This window comes from Brevibacterium ammoniilyticum, assembly GCF_038429965.1.
Classification (GTDB): Bacteria; Actinomycetota; Actinomycetes; order Actinomycetales; family Brevibacteriaceae; genus Brevibacterium; species Brevibacterium ammoniilyticum.
In genome coordinates this window covers 358,829-380,615 of sequence record NZ_BAABNP010000003.1, presented here as the reverse complement: position 1 = coordinate 380,615, position 21,787 = coordinate 358,829, and the positions used below count along the sequence as shown (strand labels likewise).

19 protein-coding genes, 1 tRNA gene and 1 pseudogene are annotated in these 21,787 nt (G+C 64.0%); 14 read left to right on the top strand and 7 right to left on the bottom strand.

All coding sequences use genetic code 11. From position 1 onward, the window contains the following. Together AAHA49_RS05645 and AAHA49_RS05640 are read right to left on the bottom strand one after the other, a co-directional pair. Positions 1–1,956, bottom strand: a complete 1,956-nt coding sequence (locus AAHA49_RS05645) for a site-specific DNA-methyltransferase (RefSeq protein WP_342037530.1) — start codon at positions 1,954–1,956, stop codon at positions 1–3. Positions 1,957–2,013: 57 nt separating this feature from the next. Beyond that, positions 2,014–4,899, bottom strand: a complete 2,886-nt coding sequence (locus tag AAHA49_RS05640) for an SNF2-related protein (RefSeq protein WP_342037529.1) — start codon at positions 4,897–4,899, stop codon at positions 2,014–2,016. A gap of 485 nt (positions 4,900–5,384) precedes the next feature. Here AAHA49_RS05640 and AAHA49_RS05635 point away from each other — a divergent pair, with 485 nt between their 5' ends. Then, positions 5,385–6,902 (top strand): glucosyltransferase domain-containing protein, encoded by a 1,518-nt coding sequence (locus tag AAHA49_RS05635; RefSeq protein WP_342037528.1) that lies wholly within the window; start codon positions 5,385–5,387, stop codon positions 6,900–6,902. 75 nt (positions 6,903–6,977) lie between these two features. Here AAHA49_RS05635 and AAHA49_RS05630 read toward each other — a convergent pair whose 3' ends face one another. Both AAHA49_RS05630 and AAHA49_RS05625 read right to left on the bottom strand, forming a co-directional pair. Next, the gene (locus tag AAHA49_RS05630; protein WP_425286500.1) at positions 6,978–7,559 is read right to left on the bottom strand and encodes a DUF3846 domain-containing protein; all 582 of its coding nucleotides are present in this window, start codon (positions 7,557–7,559) and stop codon (positions 6,978–6,980) included. Positions 7,560–7,713: 154 nt separating this feature from the next. After that, positions 7,714–8,058: a hypothetical protein gene (locus AAHA49_RS05625; protein ID WP_342037526.1), complete on the bottom strand. Its 345-nt coding sequence runs from the start codon at positions 8,056–8,058 to the stop codon at positions 7,714–7,716. A 336-nt stretch (positions 8,059–8,394) separates the two neighbouring features. Between AAHA49_RS05625 and AAHA49_RS05620 the strand changes: the two genes are divergently transcribed. After that, positions 8,395–8,775 (top strand): hypothetical protein, encoded by a 381-nt coding sequence (locus AAHA49_RS05620; protein WP_342037525.1) that lies wholly within the window; start codon positions 8,395–8,397, stop codon positions 8,773–8,775. A 77-nt stretch (positions 8,776–8,852) separates the two neighbouring features. Here AAHA49_RS05620 and AAHA49_RS05615 read toward each other — a convergent pair whose 3' ends face one another. Continuing rightward, positions 8,853–9,764 carry a hypothetical protein gene (locus AAHA49_RS05615; protein ID WP_342037524.1) on the bottom strand — a complete coding sequence of 304 codons (912 nt, stop codon included), beginning with the start codon at positions 9,762–9,764 and terminating at the stop codon, positions 8,853–8,855. Positions 9,765–10,036: 272 nt separating this feature from the next. Between AAHA49_RS05615 and AAHA49_RS05610 the strand changes: the two genes are divergently transcribed. The 11 genes and pseudogenes from AAHA49_RS05610 to AAHA49_RS17840 form a co-directional block, all read left to right on the top strand. Beyond that, positions 10,037–10,699, top strand: coding sequence for a hypothetical protein (locus tag AAHA49_RS05610; RefSeq protein ID WP_342037523.1), 663 nt, complete (start codon positions 10,037–10,039; stop codon positions 10,697–10,699). 16 nt (positions 10,700–10,715) lie between these two features. Beyond that, positions 10,716–11,036, top strand: a complete 321-nt coding sequence (locus tag AAHA49_RS05605; protein ID WP_342037522.1) for a hypothetical protein — start codon at positions 10,716–10,718, stop codon at positions 11,034–11,036. Next, entirely contained in the window at positions 11,036–11,413 is a 378-nt protein-coding gene (locus AAHA49_RS05600; protein WP_342037521.1) for a hypothetical protein, read from the top strand. Before AAHA49_RS05605 ends, AAHA49_RS05600 begins: the two co-directional genes overlap by 1 nt. 148 nt (positions 11,414–11,561) lie before the next feature. Continuing rightward, a complete protein-coding gene (locus AAHA49_RS05595; RefSeq protein ID WP_342037520.1) occupies positions 11,562–12,254 on the top strand; it encodes an MT-A70 family methyltransferase in 693 nt (230 codons plus the stop codon). Continuing rightward, positions 12,254–12,478, top strand: coding sequence for a hypothetical protein (locus tag AAHA49_RS05590; RefSeq protein WP_342037519.1), 225 nt, complete (start codon positions 12,254–12,256; stop codon positions 12,476–12,478). The genes AAHA49_RS05595 and AAHA49_RS05590 overlap by 1 nt, the downstream gene beginning before the upstream one ends. A gap of 175 nt (positions 12,479–12,653) precedes the next feature. After that, positions 12,654–12,878, top strand: coding sequence for a hypothetical protein (locus AAHA49_RS05585; RefSeq protein WP_342037518.1), 225 nt, complete (start codon positions 12,654–12,656; stop codon positions 12,876–12,878). Then, a complete protein-coding gene (locus AAHA49_RS05580) occupies positions 12,871–15,039 on the top strand; it encodes a type IV secretory system conjugative DNA transfer family protein (RefSeq protein WP_342037517.1) in 2,169 nt (722 codons plus the stop codon). Before AAHA49_RS05585 ends, AAHA49_RS05580 begins: the two co-directional genes overlap by 8 nt. Positions 15,040–15,277: 238 nt before the next feature. After that, entirely contained in the window at positions 15,278–16,132 is an 855-nt protein-coding gene (locus tag AAHA49_RS05575; RefSeq protein WP_342037516.1) for a replication-relaxation family protein, read from the top strand. An 80-nt stretch (positions 16,133–16,212) separates the two neighbouring features. Then, entirely contained in the window at positions 16,213–16,440 is a 228-nt protein-coding gene (locus tag AAHA49_RS05570; protein WP_342037515.1) for a hypothetical protein, read from the top strand. Then, positions 16,437–17,303, top strand: a complete 867-nt coding sequence (locus tag AAHA49_RS05565) for a hypothetical protein (protein WP_342037514.1) — start codon at positions 16,437–16,439, stop codon at positions 17,301–17,303. Before AAHA49_RS05570 ends, AAHA49_RS05565 begins: the two co-directional genes overlap by 4 nt. A 261-nt stretch (positions 17,304–17,564) precedes the next feature. Continuing rightward, positions 17,565–18,482, top strand: a pseudogene (locus tag AAHA49_RS17840) (recombinase family protein); the annotation flags it as partial. A gap of 940 nt (positions 18,483–19,422) precedes the next feature. Here the strand turns inward: AAHA49_RS17840 and AAHA49_RS05555 are convergent. Both AAHA49_RS05555 and AAHA49_RS05550 read right to left on the bottom strand, forming a co-directional pair. After that, positions 19,423–19,498 (bottom strand) — tRNA-Ala (locus AAHA49_RS05555). A 186-nt stretch (positions 19,499–19,684) separates the two neighbouring features. Then, positions 19,685–19,912 carry a hypothetical protein gene (locus AAHA49_RS05550; RefSeq protein ID WP_342037512.1) on the bottom strand — a complete coding sequence of 76 codons (228 nt, stop codon included), beginning with the start codon at positions 19,910–19,912 and terminating at the stop codon, positions 19,685–19,687. 928 nt (positions 19,913–20,840) lie between these two features. Here AAHA49_RS05550 and AAHA49_RS05545 point away from each other — a divergent pair. After that, entirely contained in the window at positions 20,841–21,785 is a 945-nt protein-coding gene (locus tag AAHA49_RS05545; RefSeq protein WP_342037511.1) for a universal stress protein, read from the top strand. Positions 21,786–21,787 lie beyond the last annotated feature (2 nt).

Genomic DNA, 21,787 nt, shown 5'->3' with positions numbered 1-21,787 from the left:
TCAGGCCGTCCAGAGCTCGATACCCTTGCTCTTGCAGAGCTGGGCAAGGTTGGTCTTCAACTGATCGTCACCCTGGAAGGCATCCTCAAGGACGATCAGACGGGCAGGGTCTTCATTCACGACAGAGCGCAGCTGCTCGAGTGTCGGCTTGACGTGCTCGTTCAGGTAGGCGAGCACGACGCCATCGCCCACCGAGCGCAGATCGAGGCCAGCCACTTCGACCGACGCGATCTGCTCGGTCAGCGAGTAGCCCTGCTTGAGAAGGATCTCCGCGAGGAGATCGTCTGCCGAAGCGTCGTCTGCGCTGCTCGACTCGCGCAGGTCGAACAGGTGCTGCTCGAGCTCGGTGCGATCGACGTCGCTCGAGACCTTCCACTTCGAGAAGTTTGTGTCAGCGAGATGGTACGTGCGAAAACCGACGTCGAGTGGTTCTTCCCGAAGCGCAAGCTCATCAGACATTGTCTCGGTGATGCGGTCACCCGCACGATCGATTCGAGCGCGAGAGATCTCGGAGATCGTCGCAAACCCGGACGCACGCGCCTCTGAACCTTCAGGCGTCGGCTCAGGAAGTTGCACTTGGATAAATCGACGGGTGCCACCATCCTCAGCGTTCAGTTCCATGACCGCGTGTGCCGTCGTTGCGGATCCTGCAAAGAAGTCGAGCACCGTCGCATCGGGGTCAACGATCGAGATGATGCGCTTCATGAACGCCATCTGCTTTGGATTGTCGAACGGAGTTCCGAGCGACTGCAGAAGCGCGTAGTCCGGACGCTGGTCGTCCGACATGATCGACTTCGGTCGCTGACCTTCGTTCTCGTCGAGGTACCGCTTAATCGTCGGCAGACTCCCGTCAGTGTGAAAGTGCACGCGCCCATCGGCGACGAGATCAGCGAGCTTCTCCTCGTTGAACCGATACCCTCCCGGCGGCACAGGGTCTTCCTTCTCGGTAACAGGATTGTACAGCGGCGTCATGTTGCCGTTCTTTACCCCGCCGAGATCTCCTTTTCGGTAGAGACCTCGCTTATCGAAGTACCAGTAGTTGGTGAAATCGATGAAGCGCGGGTAATTGGTGAGCTGCTTGAGCTCCTGAGTGATCTCGTCGTTCGACAGCCCCATCTTCTGGAGCTTCTTAACGCGCCGCTTGTACTCCTCGACGTTGTTCTTCGGTACCGACCATTTGTTGGTCGCGTGCTTCTCGTTGAGGACGTTGATGTTGCGCGCGTAGACGAGACAGTACTCGTGGCTCACGGAAACAAAGAGGCTCTGGTTCTTTGAGCTGTTGGTGTTGCGTACGATTTGTGCGATGAAGTTGGAGGCGCCGAACACTTCGTCACACATAGCCTTGAGGTTCGGCTGCTCGTTGTCATCAATCGAGATGAAGATGACACCGTCTTCGGTGAGCAGGTTGCGCGCCAGCTTCAGCCGCGGGTACATCATGTTGAGCCAGTTGGAGTGGTACCGCCCCTGGGTGTCGCTATTTGTCGAGAGCTTCTGCCCCTCGTCATTGACCTGGCGCGTCCATTCAAGGTAGGTGTCGAGGCCCTCCTTGTAGTTGTCGGGGTAGACGAAGTCTCCACCAGTGTTGTATGGCGGATCGATGTAGATCATCTTGATCTTGGCGTGGTAGTGCTTCTGCAGGTTCTTGAGCACCTCGAGGTTGTCGCCCTCGATGAATACGTTCTTGGTGGTGTCCCAGTCCTTCGAGTTCTCGAAGTCGGGTCGCAGCGTCGCTGTCGTCGGCACCTGTGCCGCTCGCAGGGCGCGCTTCTTGTCCGGCCAGATCAGCCCGAACCGCTCGCTACCGTCAGCCGCGTCACCGTCCAGCAGCTCCTTGAGCTTCTCCACGTCCACCTTGCCGTCGGCAATGACCTCAGGCATCAGCTCAGCAAGCTGCGCTGCCAGTTCGGTCTGGAAGTTCGGGGTAGTGGATGGTGTTTCCTGGATTTCTTCGCTCATCGGGTATTTCTCTTTCCTCAGTTTAACAATTTTGATGTCTTTTGTGAACGCTGACCGTTACGCGACGATGCGCCAACGGATCGCGAACAGGTGCTCGGTGTCCTGGGTGCCTTGCAGGGATTGCTCGATCATGTCGAGCTTCTCGTCGATCTCTGCCTGCAGCTTGCGGCGTGCATCACGGAAGTCGTCGTCGGCCTCGTCCGCCCGGCGCTCCCACTTGCGGGCCTCACGCTTGAGTTTGAGCTGCTCCATAGGGTCGTCCGCTTGCTTCGCCGCCTTGCGGGCTTCTTTTTCCTTGGTGCGGTACTCGCGGATCTTGCCTTCGTGCTCGGCCTTTCGGTCCTGCTGGTTGCGGTAGAGCAGTTCCTCCTGCTGGTCGTAGTAGCGAGAGTTGCGCCCCTGGACTTCTTTCTCCAGCTCACCGAGCCGCGCTTTGAGCTGTGGCTCGACCTTGGCGACGTCGACCGCGACGGGTTGTTCACCCACGCCTTGGCAGGCGAGGTCGAGGATGTCGGCGACGTATTCCTCGTCCAGGTACTGGCCGTCGTCGGTCATGCCACCGGCGAGCATGTACGACTCGGAGATGTCCTCGTCGCGTGCTCGCATCGTGAAGGTCAGCAGGTTGACCGTCAGCTCGCCGCTCTTGCCTTCGAGCGCCTTGACAGCGTTGCTGGCCCGCTTCGATTGGCCGAGCGAGAAGGTCAGTTCGCGCTGCGGCGTCTCGTGCGCCCTCGCGGTGTCTGCGACGTGCTGCGCGAGCGGACTGGCGTAGCGATACTGGTGGGCGTTCGGGAGCGGTTTCGACTTGAAGAAGTAGCGGCCCGTCGGTGCGTCCTTGGTAGGAGCCTGGTTCAGCACGAACGTGCGTCCGTCGCCCTCGAACGTCGCGACATCGCGGAGTTCGTGCTGGGTGATCGCAAGCAGGAGACGCTCGAACTTGTTGAGAACGTCGCCCGACTGCTCGTCGTACGCCTTCAGCCGATCCTGCACATGCGGATCAAGGTGGTCGAAGACCTTGGCTTTGGCGTTGGCCATCTCCTTCGAGATCTCGCCTGCGAACTGATCCTCAAGCTGTTTGAATGCCGCATCGATCTCGCCGGCCGTCTTGCAGCGGGTGAGGATGTCGCTGATCCGCTTCTCGAAGTCAAGGCCGTCCTCCACCGCGCCAAGCACCTCGTCGGAGGCGCCGAACACGCTCGAGAACAGTTGGAACTTGTTCGTCAGCAGCTCCAGGATGCGCTGCTCGGCGACGTTGCCCTTGTTGCTGAAGTTCACGACGACGACGTTGTGCTTTTGGCCGAAGCGGTGCACGCGGCCGATGCGCTGCTCGACGCGTTGAGGGTTCCACGGCAGGTCGTAGTTGACGAGCATCGAGCAGAACTGCAGGTTGATGCCCTCCGCCGCTGCCTCGGTCGCGATCATGATCGTGCCTTGCTCGCGGAAGTAGTCCACGAGCGCCTTTCGACGATCGACCGCCGGGATGCCCGTGATCAGGTCGCCGTCCTTGTTGGCCGTCAGCCACGCCTGGTAGATCGCCGTCTGCTCCGGCGACGTGTTCGAGCCATTGAACAGCACGACGCCTTCGCCGCGACCGGCGTCGGCAAGCGTGCGGGCGATGTACTCCTGCGTCTTGGTCGAATCGGTGAAGATGATTGCCTTCTCGGCGGCGCCGAGCTCGCGGAGACGCTCGAAGCCCATGTCGAGAGCCTCGTGCAGCTTGACCGCCTTCTGATTGACGGCGATCGAGCGAGCCAGTGCAGCATACTCGCGGAGTTCATCGACCTCGGCGCGCATGCGCTTGAGAGTCTCGGCGTCGAGTTGCGCGCTCGATGTCTGATCCGTCGTCTCTTCGGCTTCCTCGACGATTTCCTCTTCGAGTTCGTCACCCGCCTCGAAGTCGGCCAGGAACAGCCCGCCACGGTTGTCGCGGAGTTTGCCGGCGGCCACCTCGTCCGCCAGGCGGTTGGCGATGTTCTCCAGCGTGCTCGCAACGGCGTACGTCGATGATCCGAGGCGTTTGCGGATGATGAGCGCAGAGAGATGGCGCTGCGAGCCTGCGAACGCGAACAACTCGTCGCGCTGCAGGTAGTCGTTGACGAGGTCATACAAGCGCACCTCGTCCGGCGATGGTGTGAACTCGACGGTCAGCGGCATGCGCTTAGTGAACCGAATGTACTTGTTCGCGTCCTTGCGGAGCGTGCGCTTAGAGATCGCCGCCACACGCTCGACCAGGTCGTCGTCGCCGGTCAGGTCACGACTCTTGATGTAGCGCTCGCGGAATGCGTCGAGCGAGTAGAAGTAGTCAGGGTCGAATATCGAGACGAGGCCGTACAGCTCCTCGAGCTTGTTCTGCAGCGGCGTCGCGGTAAGAAGCACCGTCTTGTGCGCGCTCCGGGCGACGTGCGAGACGGCCTCGGCCATCTTCGCCTTGCCGTTCCAGTAGCTGCGCAGACGGTGCGCCTCGTCAGCCACCACCAGATCCCACGACTTCAGTAGTGAGGTCTCGTGGCGGAGGGCGAACTCATACGAGCAGATGAGCACCTCAGCGGCGCGGGTGTCCGTTTTCGCGAGCAGCGCGTCCTTCGACTTGGCGTCGAGGATCGTCGAGGGGATGAGGAACTTCTCGTACAGCTCCTGCTTCCACTGCTGACGCAGGCTCGAGGGCGCGATGATCAGGACGCGGCGCTTGCGCTCGGCCCAGTACTGCGAGATGACGATGCCAGCCTCGATCGTCTTGCCGAGGCCGACCTCGTCCGCCAGGATCACGCCTGGCAGGAACGGGGTCTGCAACGCGAACAGCGCCGCATCGATCTGGTGGGGCTTCGGCTCGACCTGCGCGTCGAACAGCAGACCCGCCAGCTTGCCGACGTGGTCGTTGGCGTAGCTGCGCTGCAGCTCATGGGCGAAGTACTTCGACTGGTAGTCGGTGAGGGGAGCTGTCATCGGCTGCCCCTCACGGTGGGGCAGGGCAGACACATGGAAGCTACGGCGGCCAGGCGGCCGTCGCAGCGGATCGATCCGGCCGCTCTGCGCTTCATCAGGGTCATGCTCCTCCGCGCCGAGGGCGCGTCTTAAGTTGTGCTCATAGTTCCGTGTCCAACGGTACCGGGGACCTCCGACACCGCCAGCGTGCCGCGTCGCCTCGGGCGGGTTGGGCTGCCGCAGGCGGGAGCCGGACGGCTCGACCGGGACACTGCGATCTGCCCCCATTTTCGCACACTTATGCATTCAAAGGAATATGACATCGTCGACTGCCGCAACGATACCCGCGATGCGAGCGTGGGGAACATGCGCCAGGCAGTGAGGTTCGGTGATGGCGTGGAGTTCGTCGAAGGAATCCATAGGCGAGCGTAATGACACAGCACTAGCGAGAGACCCTACGCGCCATTGCATTAATTCGAGGAATACCTGATAATACGACCCATCGCATGAAGTCAAAACTGAATACACTCACCAAGTGGCTCGATAAGAAACGTCAGCCACGCACCATCCTGACGGCACTCATTATCCTTGCCGCGCTTTTCTTCTTCCCGATCATTAGCGCGAATGTCGATTACAACGACGACACCGCACGGAATGTGATGTTCGGCGATGCTCATTCGTTTGCCACGAACGGTCGGTTTGTCGCGGAGTGGATCACACAGTTCCTGAGTGGCTTCAACTCGCCGATCATGAACTTTGGCCAACTCGGCCAGATCCTCGGGATCGTCGCCGTGGTGGCGGCCGTCTGGCTGCTACTGAAGCGACGACTCGACTACACCGCCAAGAGCTTCCTGTTCGTGGCACCGCTGATCGCGAACCCGTTCTTGCTCGAGAACGTCAGCTACCGCTACGACGCCCTCGGCATGCTCATCGCCTACGGACTGGCCATCTCGGCCTTCACGTTCTTCTCATGTACCTGGAAGGGCATCGCGCTGAGCGCAGGTTTGCTGTTTGTCAGCTTTGGCATTTACCAGGCGATGCCGACCGTCACGCTCGGCCTCGCGCTCGTCTGGCTCGCGATGACTGTGTTCCGCGAGAAGAAGATCCGCAACGGAATCCTTGACACGCTCGGCGTCACTGGGGCGTACGCGGCGGGCCTCATCGGCTACTTGATCGTGCATCTGCTGATCCCGACCGCTACGAACCACACGCAGCTGAGCGCGTCGCTTTCAGCAGTGCGCGGCAACCTCGGACGTCTCCGTGACCTCCTGGTCGAGTATCTGGCAGGCGGCTTCATCACCCCCGTACTCATCGCGACGATCGCAGTGGCACTTGTCGCCGCTGTTCTGGTCATCCGTCAGCTCAAGTCCCGCACGATCCAGATCCTCATCGCAGCCGCGGCCCTGCTCCTGATCCCATTCGTGTTCCTCGGCCCGTTGATCCTGACGCCGGACACGATCATCAAGCCGCGCGTCGTGCCGGCCTTCGCCCTGATCGGTGTTGCGCTGGCGGCTCCGCTCTTGCTCGTGAAGCGCACGAAGGTCGTCGGCGTGTTGCTGTCAATGATGCTCGGGCTCTCGCTCCTCGTCACGATCATCTTTAGCTTCACGCACGGTGCCTTCGTTGCGACCCAGCACGAACATCGCGGGGTCCAGATGGCAACCGTGCACAGCGCGCTCGAGCTGAGCGAGATCCATGGACTCGTGTATGTCGAAGGCTCCACGACCGATCCGAGGCAAATTCGCAAGATGCGGGAGCAGTACCCGGCGCTCAGCAAGTATTGGAGCTCCAGCGCGACCTGGGCTTCGCGCGTCCTTGCGGACATTCGAGGAAACACCGCGACTGACTGGAAGGCGCACTACCCTGAGAAGACTGCAGCGATCTGCGGAGGTGGCGCCCAACCAATCGTCGACGCCGACAAGTTCGCCATCTTCGCCGTGCCGGGCACCGACGAGCACCTCGTCTTCCTGCGACCGTCGCACGACGTCGACTACTGCTCCTGGGCGAGCAAGTTCCAGAAGTGAAACAGGCGGCACCAACCCGAGAAAGCTCGCAAGCTCTCCATCGGATCGGTGCCGCCTTTCGCGTTGGCAGCGCGCTCACTCGCTCGGCGTGACGCCGAAGTGCTCGAGCACCTGACTCATGGGCAGGATGGCGAAGTCGTCCATCTCCGGCCAGCGCTCCCCCAGCGACAGCGCCCAGGCCATCGCGTCGAAGCAACTGGCGTAGCACGCGGTGCTCACCACCTTCTGCGGTCGCCCTGCGACGAGCGGCAACAGGACGTGGTTCAGCATCGTGTCAGGCATCACGCCCGAGGCCGGCATGCCACCGGGATCAATAAGGATGCCCCACTGCCGGGGATTGATGAACATCTCGAGCGTCGACTCCGGGATGTCCGTGTCCGCACCGTCAATGTCGGGTTCGCCCACGATGACGGCGTCACCCACGAGCATCGAGCGTCTGGCTTCGGGCACGTAGTACCACCAGGCGAACGACACTCGCGAGTTGAAGGGCAGCCGCCGCAGCAGCCCTTCCTCGTTGACGTAGACCGTGATCCCGAGCGCCGGGATGTCCACCGCTTCCATCAGGCCACCGACGGCGGTGCCGATCGCGTCGCCCTCGAAGTCGCGCATTTCTAGCGGTTCCCCGTCATATGCGGGGACGTACAGTCCTCTTGCCATTGCTTCATCTCCTTGCTGCGAGCGGCCGGCGAACCTGGATGGTTCACCGCGTAGAACCGCAAAGCAGCAACGAGGGACGCGCATGGTGGTGACGGGCAGCCGTGCCGGAGGGGAACGTGCGCGTTCTCGACTCCGGGCACGGCTGCCGAGGTGTTCAGGTGCCCGAGGGCGCCTGTTTGGTGGAGCGAGCCGCTGGCTTCGTGCCCTTGGCGCTTCCGCCAAGGACGGCCTCGATCGCGCTGCGCCGGGTGGCGGCCTCGCGTTCGATGTCGGCTCGTACCTGCTCGGCGCGCTTGAGCACGGCGGGGTCGGACTTCGACTTGTCGACCCAGTGCTCCAGCGCGTACCGCGTCTCTTCGGTGAGAGAGCGGTCGTTGAGCTGTGCGAGGATCTCGAGCTGCGCTCGGGTTCCATCGCTCATACGGACGGAGAGGGGACGGAGTGGCCCCATCCCGTTCTCCGTGATGCCGCCAGTTCCGGCGGCAGTGTCCTCGCTCATGGCGAGACCTCCTTGGTGCAAGCGGCCCGCGATCCTGGACGGATCACGTTCAAGCCGCAGGGCACGAACGAGGTGAGGACTGATTATGACGAAGAGGGCGGCTAAGTCAATGGTCCGTTCGGGACGTTGTGAAAACTACGGCAACCGAAGCATCGAGCTCACTGATTGAGATCCTGCTCATGCTTGCAATATCCGCCCGCTTGCGTCATAACTAGACCCGCGCATCCGTGGTGCTCACCGACCAGTAGCCCGACCGTTTCCGTCGCTCTTGTTCGGTCAGCAACACCTGTTGGCCCCGCTCGCGCACGGACTGCGCTCGAAGCAGGGAGGCCAGCAATGGTTGACCAAGATGAGATTGATGATCTCGTGCTCGCGTGGACGAACACTCACAAGGATCTGTATGCGAGCGACGCCCAGGCCGCGTTCCACCAGCAGTGGGAGCAATTCGTTGAGCAGCACGATGCAGAAACAGCACAGGCGCTTCGCGAAAATGCGCTGTTTGAGTTCTTCCGACTCGTAACTGCGCTATTCCACGCAGTTGCCCACGAGGTCAAGTCGGGCATTCCGGCGGACGAGAGCATTATCGATAGCATCCGGGAAGGAGGATCACCTTCGTTCACCGGGGACCGTGCCAGAGTCCGGCAGTGTATCGAAGCGCTCGCCGCAAATCACGAGCTGATCATCGAGAAGCTTATGGAGCGTCGCGCCGATAAGTGACGATCACGCAAACGACTCCATCTCTGCCCCTGGGGACGCCGTCCGGCGTCCCCAGGGGCTATTTTCATTTCTCGAAGTTAATCGGTGAGCCGCTCGAAATAGGCGCGGAGGCGGAGTGCCTGCTGCTGAGTGAGCCCACCATCCTCCTCGGCGGTAGCCGTTACCAGGAGTGTGCTCTCCCATCCATCTCGCTCCTCGGTGTCGAGGATGATGCGCTCGACCAGTTGCATCGTGCGCTCGGTCTCGGACGATTCGGGGTCGAACAGCGAGGGTCTGCCCTCGAACAGCTTCCATACCTCGTCCGGCGGCACGAGGAGATCGATGCTTCGCGGCTTCAGCTCGTCATACAACTGACGGTAAGGGCGCGCAGCCACCGCCGTGACGATGATGTTCAGACGTCGCTCAGGGCTGAGGCCGGGGTCGTGGCGTTCGAAGAATGCAGATGCGTTTACAAGACCGTGTGTTATCCCTGCGATGTACCGCGCTAACTCGTCAGCATCAGCGTCAGCCAGTATCTGGGCCTTCACGACCTCGATCAGCCCCAAAGACGTGCGTATTGCCTCCTCAACTCGGGAAGGGCTACACGGATACTTCGTCAGCTCAAGGAGCTTCGCCGCCAGCTCGTCCATTTTTTGGGCACGCAGCTTCGTCTGTGTGTTGCGCGACGTCGGGTAGTCGAACTCGGTGTCGTTAGCGAGGTCGTCCATGCGCTGCGCGTATGAGCTCATTGAACCGTCGAGCGCCAGGCAGGCGCGCACGAACCGCGCCGTGCGTGCGTTGAACCCAGCTGCGCCGCCTGGCTTCGTCACGCAGATCAGCAGATCGCGTGCCGCGTGCTCCCATCCGATGGGGCCGTTGGCGGACAGGGATTCGTGCGCGTGCTGCGTGGCGGGGAGGTGCTGGAGGAACGGAGCGATCGTCGGGATGCGGGAGGGCACGGCTCCGTAGCCCGTGCACAGGCTCACGAGCTGCGCTTCTGGCGTGGCCACCGCGATCCCTCCTCAAGATACGAGCAAGCGGGGCCTCGTCCAGTGACGGCCCCGCCTGCTCAATTTTATGTCACCAGGTGAGCAGGAACCTTGTATCGACGCGGGGATGCTGCTCGGCACAATTTTGGTATCGGCTCACCGGGCCAGGAATCCCGAGGGTACCGCGAAGGACGCGACCTCAACTGCTCCGGCTCACTCGATCCGATCCGTCTCGTCGGTAGCGGTGTTCGTCGCTGCCGTTTGCCGTCCTGCCATGACCGAAGGAGCACATCGTGTCACAAAGCACCCGTCGCTCGACACCGTCGAGGTTCGGCGCATTTGCCGATCCCGTAATCGCCGCGCAGCTGCTGCGCTCAGTCGCACTCGACCTGACCCGCCGCGTCGAGCACCGTCTGCCGGGTATCGCTGAGTCGTTCGCACGCCGCGTCGTGGTCTGCGCCAATGGTGACCATCTCGTCGGCTGGCTCGGCAGCTACGTCTCGCCGGCCTGGCAGACAGGGAACGAGCAGTTCGACAAGCTCACCGTCGCCGTCCGCCACGCCGCAGATCAGGATCCAGACCCGACTGTCTACGCGAGAGGAGTCCTCTCGACGCTGGCGCACGAGATCGGCCATTCCTACACCCGCGTCTGCGGCCTCGAGGGTACGACCGGGCCGGGCAGGGTGCGGCACACCGAGAGTTTCGCTCGTGTCGCCACCCGTCTCGGGCTGCACGTCGTACGGCGCCCCGACCAGCAGGCGGTGATCTCAACACCCAGTCTGTCGCCGCGTGGCCGGGCGGACTTCGCCGACCTGGTTGCTCGACTCGCCCAGGGGAATCTCGGCCGTACGAGCGGGATCGGGCTCGCCGGGCCGGATCGCTTTCACGAGCACATCGCCCCTGCGGCTTTTGCTCCGCCGCTGCCATCGTCCACTTCTTCCGTCTTCACCAGGTAACGAAAGGAAACCCATCATGTCCGCACTCATCCCGGCCTCCTCGGCAAACGGAGGCATGTTCAGCGCATCGACTGGCTCTGCGAGCGATCGTCGTCAGCAGAACGCGCTGGCGCGTCAGACCCGCCACGAGGTCGACCAGATTATGGCCAGGGCGGAGGTCGAGAACACCGCCGAGCAGGCGCGTGCCTTCCTGACCGCCTCCGCGCTCATGAACACCGCGACCCTGGTCGCCCAGGCCGAGGCCCACATGAAGGTCGCCCCGGCGGGTGGCCAGTTCTACGAGCAGCTGATCGCCAGCTACGCCATCTCGGCCGGTCAGCGGATCGCGAAGCTCTGATGGGCACCGTCTGGGACCTCATCAGCCTCGGCTGCATCATCGTCGGCCTGGCAACAGGCGGATTCGTCCTCTACGTGTTGATCCAGATGCTCGTCGAGGAGATCACCGACTGGCTGCAGCGCCGTCACCGGCGGCGCATCGCCCGCATCGAGATGGAACTCGACGCCAAGTCCGAGCAATTGCGCCGCACGATCCTCGCGATCGCCCAGCAGCTCGCCGCCGAGCGTGACGACGCCTCCCAGCGAATGGCACAGGCGGCGCAGTTGACCTCACGTCAGTCCACATCGTCGCCTCGGCGCGGTGTTCCGTTCGGCTCTGCCGTTGCCAATTCCACAACAACGATATCCGGGCAACGGAGCCGTGCCGGTGACCTCTGAGCCAGGTGTTCCGTTCGGGAACCGCCACGACGCGGAGGTTCCCGAACGGACTATTGACTCTTTCGCCCAGACCCTCCATAACCATCCGTCCGCCGCTCGTGAGGCCCGAAACGCCTCAGCAAATTCGAGCGGAGAAAGGAGTCCACTCATGTCCACGACGAAGAAGAAACCAGCAGGGAGCCGCGCTGCGGAAACGAGCGGCGAACCGCACGCTGCAGACGACGCATCTCGCCTGGCGCGCTTCGGCACCACCAAGAAGATAAAGGTCTGGTACGCCGACCCACCCTGGGACATCGCCCAGACCGGGAAGCGTGGCGCCATCCAGCACTACGACCTGATGACCCTCGACCGGATCAAGGCCATGGGGCCACTCATCCAGGAGCTGAGCGACGACAACGCAACCCTCCTGATGTGGGTCACCAGCGCCGCACTCCCGGAAGGCATCGAGGTGTTGCGCAGCTGGGGCTTCACGTATAAGTCGCACGCCGCCTGGGACAAGTACTACATGGGTCTCGGCAGCTACTTCCGCTCCAGCCACGAGACCCTGCTGCACGGCGTACGCGGCAGGGCGCCGTTCAAGTTCCGGGGCCAGCGCTCCACGCTGCTGTTCCCGCGCACCGAGCACAGTCGCAAGCCTGACGAGATGATCCCTCTGATCGAGCGGCTCCTCGACGGTCCGTACGCCGAGCTGTTTGCCCGGCGTCGCCCGAACTCGCGTTCCGACTGGAGCGTGTGGGGCAACGAGATCGACAGCGACTTCAAGCTGCCCGGCTTCCCGGTGCCGAGCGACGCCACCTTCCGTGCGCACCGCACGGATGAGGAAGGGGCTGGTGATGCGTGATGTTCTCCTCCGACAAGCGCCCTGGCAAGGACGACAAGGAGCCGGTCACGATGGCCAGCCGCATCCTCAGCTTCTGCTTCGCGGTCTTCCTCAGCGTGATCCTCCTGTACCTGGCCATCGACATCCTCGCCGCCATCTGGGGATGGCTGCTTCTGATCGGCATCGCTGTGCTCGCTATCTGGCTCGGACTGGTGTTCTACCGCCGCTGGCGAGATCGCTGGTGAGAACCATGAGCACGTTCACCCCTGTCATCTCGTTGTGGAATGGACAACGAGGGTTGACAAATCAAAATCAATGCCTCGTAATCATCCGCACCCTATGTCAAGGGCTCGCCGCATTTCCTTCCGCGACTGCACGTAACAAACGGAAGCCGGTTACTCGCCGGAAGGAGGTGTCGGTATGAGTCGAAAATCTCAGCGTCGCTATCGGAAACGCCCTGATCGCAGGGTCTGGGTCTTCAGCGAGCTCAATCATGATCTGCGCCCCGAGCAGATCGCCCACATCCTGACCGCCGCAGGTCTGGAGCGGGCGCGCCATGAGGCCGAGGCAGCCCAGGAGCACGACCAGCAGCGCGCCCGTCGTGCCCCGGACGAGCCGAACACCGAGGAGGTGCGTGATGCGTGAGCAGATCCACTACACGAGGCTGCTGCCCGGCATGGACGCGACCTCCGCCCAGGTGCTGCGGTTCCTCGCCCGGCTCAGCACGCCGGACTCACCGCGGCCACTGGTCTTCGAGACCTGGGCGACCGATGAGGGCATCACCCACCTGGTGCGTCGTGCCGAAGCAGGGAAGCCGACCGTCCGCACGTTGCTGCGTTCGCATCTGCCGGACAGCCGAACCCTCCGTGCATCTCGACCAGCCACGCCAGAACGGGTGGCGCGTCTGAAACTCTCACCGAGGGCGATGCCGCTGCGCGATGACGCCGCAGAGGACGTGCTGCACAGCATATACAGCGTGCTTGCCGGGCGTCGGAAGGGTGAGACCTTGGCCGTGCAGGTGGTACTCGGCCGGGGCCGCAGACCGGCGGCGGTGCCGAGCAAAATCCTCGACCCGAGCACGTCCGTACCGGAACTGCTTCTACGCGGCAGCTCTCCGGCACCAACCGAGACCCGACGGCGTGTTGTCCATCATGCGGGGCAGGCACGCATCGACGTCACGGTGCGCATCGGCGTCAGCGCCGCCGTCCCGGAACGACGCCAGCAGATCCGGGGCCAGTTCGCCTCCGCGCTGGAACAGCTCGAAGCGCCCGGCGCACGCCTGTCGCTGGTGAATGAATCACCCTCACGATGGAACCAGGCGACCCTCGGCTGGAGCACGCTGCCTCTGACCGCCTCCCAGCTCACGGGCCTCATCTGCTGGCCGGTCGACGAGCTGGAGCTTCCCGGCCTCCCACCTCGGCATCCGAGACTCATCCCGCCACCTCGTGGCATCACCAGCACGGTGTCAGTGTTCGCCCGGAGCACCGCGCCCGGCGTCAATACACACGTCGGCATGACCCCGGAGGCGCGCCTGCTGCACACCGCCATTACCGGCGGGACGGGGTCGGGCAAGAGCGAGGTCTTCGCGCATCTCGCGCTGTCGGACATCCAGGCGAAGCGTCCGCTGGTGCTCATCGAGCCGAAGCGGCAACTGGTCGACGCCATCGTCCGGCGCGCACCACAGGAAGCGGCAGGGCGCATCGTTGTCATCGATGCCGCCGAAGCGAACCCGGTCGGCTTTAATCCGCTGGATATCGGGACGCGTGATCCGGGACCTGCTGTCGATGCCATTCTCGAGGTCTTCAAGAACATCTTCGCGGAAGGGTGGGGGCCGAGAACCGAAGACCTCCTGCTCGCAGGACTCCTGTCGCTCGAAGCGAACGGGCGCCGCCGGGGCAGGCCGCACACGTTGCTGGATCTCCCAGCGCTGCTGTCGGACGACGGCTACCGGCGAGGCGTCATCGGAGCGGTCTCCGGTGATCCGGTGCTCGCGAGCTACTGGGCGACCTTCAATGAGCTGTCCCCGGCGAACCGGGCGAACATCGTGGCCGCACCCATGAACAAGCTGCGCAAGTACGTGCTCCGTAAGAACGTCGCCGCCGTGCTTGGGCAGGCGAGTCCGAAGTTCCGTCTCCGCGACATCTGGCGCGACCCGGAACCGAAGGCCGTCCTGGTGCCGCTCAACGATGCACTCATCGGCCCTGGAGCATCACAACTGCTGGGCGGCCTGGTGGCCGCGGCCGCCTGGATCGCCACGCAGGAGCGTGCCGAGGAGGACGACCCGAGGCAGCGCCCTGGCTTCGTTTACATCGACGAGGTGCAGCGATACCTGCATCTACCGACCAGCATCGATGACGCCCTCGCCACGAGCCGCTCCTACGGGGTCGGCTGGCACCTGGCCTTCCAGGGGCGCGGCCAGATCCCACCGAAGCTTGCCGATGCGATCGACCTGAATGCTCGTAACCAAATCGCGTTCGCCGCGAGCCCCAAGGACGGCACGGCGCTCGCCAAGACCACGACGAAGCTCGCGGCCGATGACTTCCAGGCGCTCGCGCTCCGGCACATCTACTGCAACCTCGTCACCGACGGCGCACCCGCCGGATGGTTCTCCGCGAAGACAGAACCGCCCGTATCGGACTCCGGACACGCCGAGAAGATCCGTGCCGCCTACCGGGAGCAGTTCGCTGGCGACAGCGCGCCGGCCGAGCCTGCGGAACAGCCGACGACATCTGCGGCGGGCGACGCATCACCGGGTGCGGGCGACCTTCCCGAGGTGCGGTCGCACCAGCGAAGGAGGCGATCATGACGAGGCGACGAACGATGCGTGTGGGATGTACGTGTGCGCCTTTGAGTACTGTCGCCGGCGATCCATTCCGTGATCCGTTCGATGCTCCGTTCACGCTGCTGACTCGTCCCCCTGGCGGCCCCTGTTTCGGCGCTTCCTGCCCGAACTGGGATGGGACTCCCGCTCATTCGAGCGGGGCGTGGGGCGGCGACACCGGTCAGACTCTGGCTGGCCAGTGGGAGCGGGCAGGAGGTGTGGCATGACTCCGCGCACGCCCTACAAGGTCGGCGACCTGCTGCTGCACCTCACCGACCGCGATCTGCGGATCCTCGAAGACCTCGAGCAGTACCGGCTGCTCGACACCCGGCTCATCCAGCGGCTCGAGTTCCCAGTCGTCCAGTCGGATGGGCAGCCGGGATTCGCCTCCCAGGCGACGGCCACCCGGCTCACGATCCGGGTGCTACACCGCCTGGAGGAGCATAGCGTCGTCGCCCGCGTCGGCCGTCGTATCGGCGGCAAAGGCCACGGATCGGGCCAGACCGTCTGGCAGCTCGGGGCAGCCGGAGAACGGCTCCTGCGTGCCAGGCGTGGCGAGAGCGGCAGGCGACGCTACGTCGACCCCGGAGCCGGATTCCTGGCCCACACCCTCGACGTCGCCCGATACGCCGCAACGCTCACGGAGCAGGCTCGCGCGCACCGCTTCGAGATCCTCGACCTGCAAGCCGAGCCCACATCCTGGCGACCGTTCCAGTCAGGTCATGGCGGCGCGCTCACCCTCAAACCGGATCTGGCCGTCGTGACCGCCGACGCCGAGAGCGAGACGCACAGCTTCGTCGAGATAGACCGCGACACCGAGCACCTGCCAGCTGTGCTGCGAAAGTCCGGCCTGTACCAGCGGTACTGGCAGTCCGGCACCGAGCAGGCCAGGAACGACGGCCTGTTCCCACTGGTCGTCTGGGTCACGCCAGACCAGCAGCGCGCCGACAAGATCGAGCGCGCCATACGAGAGGACGGCGCGCTCGATGCCCGGCTCTTCCACGCGACAACCGCCGAGCCGTCGCTCGCCGTGGTCGCCCCCTACACATCACCTAACGAGAGAGGAGGTTCATTGTGACTTCGAAATCATCTTCGACAACATCAACCGCTCACGGCGCTGCGGCGTCACCGGCGAAGGCGCAGCGCGCGGTGCAAACCATGCTTGCGCTCGACCGGGACGTCCTTCAGGTCGCCTTCGCCCGGACGGTCGCGGGCATGCTGCACGACGGCCCCGGCACCGCGCTGGAACGCTTCGCCGTCACCGGAGACCTCGATGCCGAGGCGATCCTCGACGAACTCGACCGGGTCGAGGTGCCGTTCGAGGAGGAGGCCTGGGTCGATGCCCTCGCACGCTTCGTGCTGTTCACCAGTGGAGAGCGATCATGATGCACGAACGACCCACCCCGACCCCCGGTCAGCCTGAGCAACTTTCTTGTTCACCCGATCAGGCAGATGTACTGCGTCCTGTAGCGGAGAACGGAACACCGAACTGGCGGCGCTTCGAGGTCGCCCTGCGCCGCTACGGCGAGCTGATCGCGGCCGGCCTCAGCACCGCACTCGAAAAACGGGCAGATGTCGACCAGGGAACCGCGCGCTGCATCGCCCACGTGCTCGGCCGGAGCCTGGGACGCGACAGCGCCCTGGCAGGCTTCGGGCGCACCGGCGAAGGCGACTACGAGTCCCTGCGCGAGGAGTACCTCGCGCTGCATAGCGCCGAAGGCGTCAGCGCGTCGACGCGGGGACTGATCGACTGGCTCGGCACCTACCTGATCCGGCAGCACCACCCCGAAGCCCGCGCGGCCACCTACCAGGAGGTCTATCCGCCACGACTCACCAACATCCTCGTTCCCACCGGTGTCGAGGTGGGCGACTGGTACTTCACCGTGCATGTGCCCGGCACTTCGGGCAGCGCACAGATCGCGGAGCTGTCCGAGACGCTCACCGAGCTCGCGGCCGACCGCGACACTGCCCTGCGCGTCTTCCTCGGTCTGCCCGACGTGAACGCGATGAGCGGGGACATCATGGAGGACTTCCACCTGCAGTACATCGGCGTCTACAGCACCGTCGAGGACGCACTGCACGAGCTGGCAGAGGTCGACGAGCGCGAACGAGACGTCATCGAATACGCCGAGGAACGCCAGCTCATCATCGAACAGGTCACCCCGGACTACGACGCACTCCGTGAGCAGATCGCCGACGGGTTCGATCTGGTCGAACACGAAGGGCGCGCCTATGTGTTCTCCAAATAGACGCGGCCGTCCGCATCACGGTCAGGCGGTGTTCTCCACGGGCAGACGGAAAGCGTTGCGGAATAGTCAACACCTGCAAAAAGCCCGGTTAGGCGAGGTAAAATGGGATCGTAAACGGAGAACGCAACCGATGGCACATCATGCTTCGGGCCTGCGCCCCGGCCCGGTCAATCTCGGGGCGCCGCTCCCACATCACCGCTCTCTCAATCCGCGACACGCTGCTCGCGGCAGGGAGCTGCTCTCACCGGAAGGAGGGCAGCCATGAGCCTGCCTGACACCAACCTCGCACCGTTCGCCTTCGACGGGCTCCCACCCGCGCTGGCCCCGGTCGAGACCGACGACGAACCCCGCGCCAATAGCAGCGCCGTCTCGTCAGCGCCGACCGGAACAATCGATGTGCCACCAGGTAGCCGAGCCGTCATCTATCTGCGGGTCTCCAGTAAGGGGCAGGTGAACACCGACTACGACCCGGAGGGCATCTCCATCCCCGCCCAGCGCACCTCCTGTGAACGCAAGGCCGAAGCGCTCGGCCTCACGATCGTGCACGAGTACATCGAGCCGGGCCGGTCAGCCACGGAGATGACCAAGCGCGTTGCGTTCCAGGAGATGCTCGAACGCATCCGCCGCGACCGGGACGTCGACTACGTCATCGTCTATAAGCTCTCCCGTTTCGCCCGTAACCGCACCGACGACGCGATCGTCATGGCCGATCTGCAAAAACGCGGAGTCACCCTGATCTCCGCGACCGAGCAGATCGATGCCACCCCGGTCGGGCAGCTTATGCATGGCATCCTGGCCGCCTTCAACGAGTACCGCTCCCGCGAAGACGGTGCCGACATCGCCTACAAGATGAAAAGCAAGGCTATGAACGGCGGCACGCTGGGACGCGCGCCCATCGGCTACCTCAACGTCACCGAGAACATCGACGGGCGGAAGATCAACACCGTCCAGATCGACCCCGAACGCGCGCCGTTCGTGAAACTCGCGTTCGAGCTGTACGCGAGCAGGGACAAGACCTTCGCTGACATCGCAGAGGAACTGACCGACCGGGGGCTGCGCACCCGGCCCACGCAGCGGCGTCCCGCCGGGCCAATCTCGGACTCGAAGATCCAGCAGCTGCTCCGCGACCGCTACTACCTCGGCGAAGTCCGCTACAAGGGCGAGAGCTACCCCGGCAGGCACGAAGCGCTCATCGACGAGGATCTGTTCAACCGGGTACAGGAGCTCATGGACGAGCGCGGCTACGCCGCCGAACGCCGGAAGCGTCACGACCACTACCTCAAGGGCACGATCTGGTGCGGGCAGTGCCGCCTCGAGCAGCACGTCAACCGTCGCATGATCCTCATGCGCACCACCGGACGACACGGCAACGCCGACTACGGCTACTTCTTCTGCCGTGGGGTGCAAGACCACGTCTGCGACGCCCCGTACTCCAGCATCGACCGCGTCGAAGACGCCATCGCCGAGCACTACAAGACCATCCGGCTCAGTCCCGCCTTCGTCACCGCCGTGCGAAGCCACATCACGTCCGCCCTGAACGACCAGGCCGCCGCGCAGCAACTGCTCCGCAAAAACCTCGAAGACCAACTCGCGCAGCTCACCGTCAAGGAGGACAACCTCCTCGACCTCGCCGCCGACGGCGCGCTCCCGCAAGACCGCATCCGCCAGCGCCTCCGCGACCTCGCCCGAGACCGACAGCGCGTCACTGAGCAACTCAGCCAGGTGCACGGCGACCTCTCCAGCGGCCGAGCCTTCCTCGACGCGCACCTCGACCTGCTCGACAACCCCTACGAGCTGTACGTCAACGCCAGCGAAGCCACCCGCCGCAAGCTCAACCAGGCGATCTTCGCCCACGTCTACGTCGCCCACGACGAGGTCGTCGGGGACGACATCCGCTCGCCGTTGCGGGAGCTGCTTGCCGCCGAACGCGGCTGGGAGGCCCTCACGTCGGGCGCAACGCCCGAGGTGGCGCGCAGTGCCATCCAGACCGCGACAGTGCGCCACAGCGGCCCAGAAACGCCAAAAGCCGCCCCGAAGGGCGGCCTGGCCGAACTGCAAAACTTGTGGCTTGACCTGCCTGGCGGCATCTACGAGGACGCCGATTGCAGTAAGCCTCTTATGGTGGAGGTAAGGGGATTCGAACCCCTGACCTTCTCCATGCCATGGAGACGCGCTACCAACTGCGCCATACCCCCGCTTGCCTGATCAATATTACTCAGACAAGCCCGTCGCGCCAAATCCACACGGAGTGACGCTCGGCACAGTGGTCGACGGCGGCGCAGGTGAGGGTGCTGTGGTGGGGGAGGCGGTCGGCGGCGAGCCCGGGGAGCCGGTCGGCGGTGAGTCCGGGGCTCGCCGCCGACGACTTCCGCCGCATCCGCTCACAGGATCGGCCGCACCTGGGACAGGAAGCGGTCGACGTCGTGCTGCCGGTGATCGGCGAGCGCTTCCCGGCGAGCCAGTCTGCTCACCTCGGCGACCCGACGGTTGAGCGCGGTGCGAGCCTGAGCCGACGACGCCGACTCAGGGCGGCGAGCCCAGCGGACGAGACGCAGACCGGCGGAGAGCGCGACACGTCTGGGAAAGGTGAATGCAAAAGTAGTGGACATGATTGAATCCTCATTGTTTTCGGGCAGGGGAAATCCCCAAAGAAGAGTGAAGTGAAATCATCGAACGGCGAATGCGTCAGCGCATTGCAGTGTGACGAATGTGCTCGCTGAGCCGATTTCCGCTGCGTCACCCGGTTCACGCTCCGTCGCCTCCTGTGTCTGAGTCAGCAGTGTCGACTGCGGCGACGACGGAACTGACAGCGTCGACGGAACCGACTTGCTGACAGAGCCGACTGTGCTGGCACTGTCGAAGTCAGCCATGGCGGAGGAGGCAAGGGTCCTCAGAGTTGCGCAGGAGTTCGACGGTCGTCGCAGAGGACAACCCGGTTCGCCTGCATTCTCAGAGGAACGACAAGCACGAGTGGGGTGATGCAGAGGTGATGCCGGCGATCAGGGTGCCGACGGAAGACGACGCGTCAGGCGGCTGAAGTCAGCCTGCGAGTCCCAGTCCGCCGACCGAGCAGGCAGCGAATGCGATGGTGCCGGAGCAGCGCTCCGTGAAAGCGATGTCGAAGAAATTCATCTCGGCTGCACTCCTTTCGTGGTCGTGGATCGACAATGAGCGGCGTCAGTGCTCATATGGGAACTGTGCAATTGTGTGTGGGTGCGAATCCGTAATTGCACTCACGAAGTTATCACACTCTGCGCCGAGTATGTGACTTTCGTTCAGAATTTCTGAACTTTATTCTCGGGTTCGGGTTTTTCGAGTGTGCACACCGCTCATTCCCCGACCTGTGAACTGACGCGTTCCACCACCGGCGTCCGATCTCCGAGCGGAGCCGGCACCCAAGGACCGACTACCGTCGATTTCCGACCAACGCACACGGCCGAGTCCGGGTCTGTGGGCAGTCCCACCCCCGCCACGGGCGCAGACGACGGGCGACCACGTAGAATCGCAAGTGAAGTCGCTACGATCCGGGAGAAGTCCATGACAGAGACAGCTGCATCCGTTCCGCGCCTGGTCGTCGGATACATCGCCACCGACCGCGGTCGGGACGCCATCTCGCTCGCGATCTCCATCGCCCGCTCCGTCGAGGTCGAACTCGTCGTCACGATCATCCGGCCCGAGACGTCGACGTTCCACGCGGCCGGATCGATCCCCAAGGACGGCTCGGGCATCGTCGCCCAGCAGCTCGACGACTGGCTCGAGGAGGCGCTGGCGCTCATTCCCGACGACATCTCCGCCCGCGGAGTCATCCACACCGCTTCGAACGAGTCGAAGGGCCTCATGGAGGTCTCCTCGGACGAGGACGCCGTGGCCATCGTCATCGGCGCCAGGGCCACGACGCTCATGCGCCAGTTCCGGATCGGCACCGTCGCCACCTCACTGCTCCACTCCTCCGAGGTGCCGGTCGTCCTCGCTCCGGCGGGCCGCTCCGACATCGGTCCGGTCTCCCGGATCACCACGCTCTTCGGCGCCCGTCCCGGTGCAGCCGCCCTCATCGGCTCCGCGATCGAAGCAGCCACGGCCTTCGACGTCGATCTGCGGCTGGTCGCCCTCATCGAGAACGACGGCATGGCCGAGGACGAAGTCGCCGAGGTGACCGAGTTCGCCGAGCAGTACGGCGGTGCCGTGCTCGCCAACCGTGCCGCCGACCTCTTCGCCTCCGGCCGCGCCACCGTCGTTGCGGAGGCCGGTGCCGACATCGAAGAGGCGGCCGAAAACGTCGAATGGATCTCCGGCGAACTCGCCTTCATCGGCTCGAGCCGCCTCGGCCACGGTCGCGTCTTCATCGGCGCCCGAGCCCGCCGGCTGCTGCGCGTCCTGCCGGTTCCCGTCGTCGTCATCCCGCGCCGCCCGTACAACAGTGCGACCCAGCCGACCACGGAGTCGGCCAAGGTGTCGGCGGCAGAGTCGACCGAGCAGAACTGAGG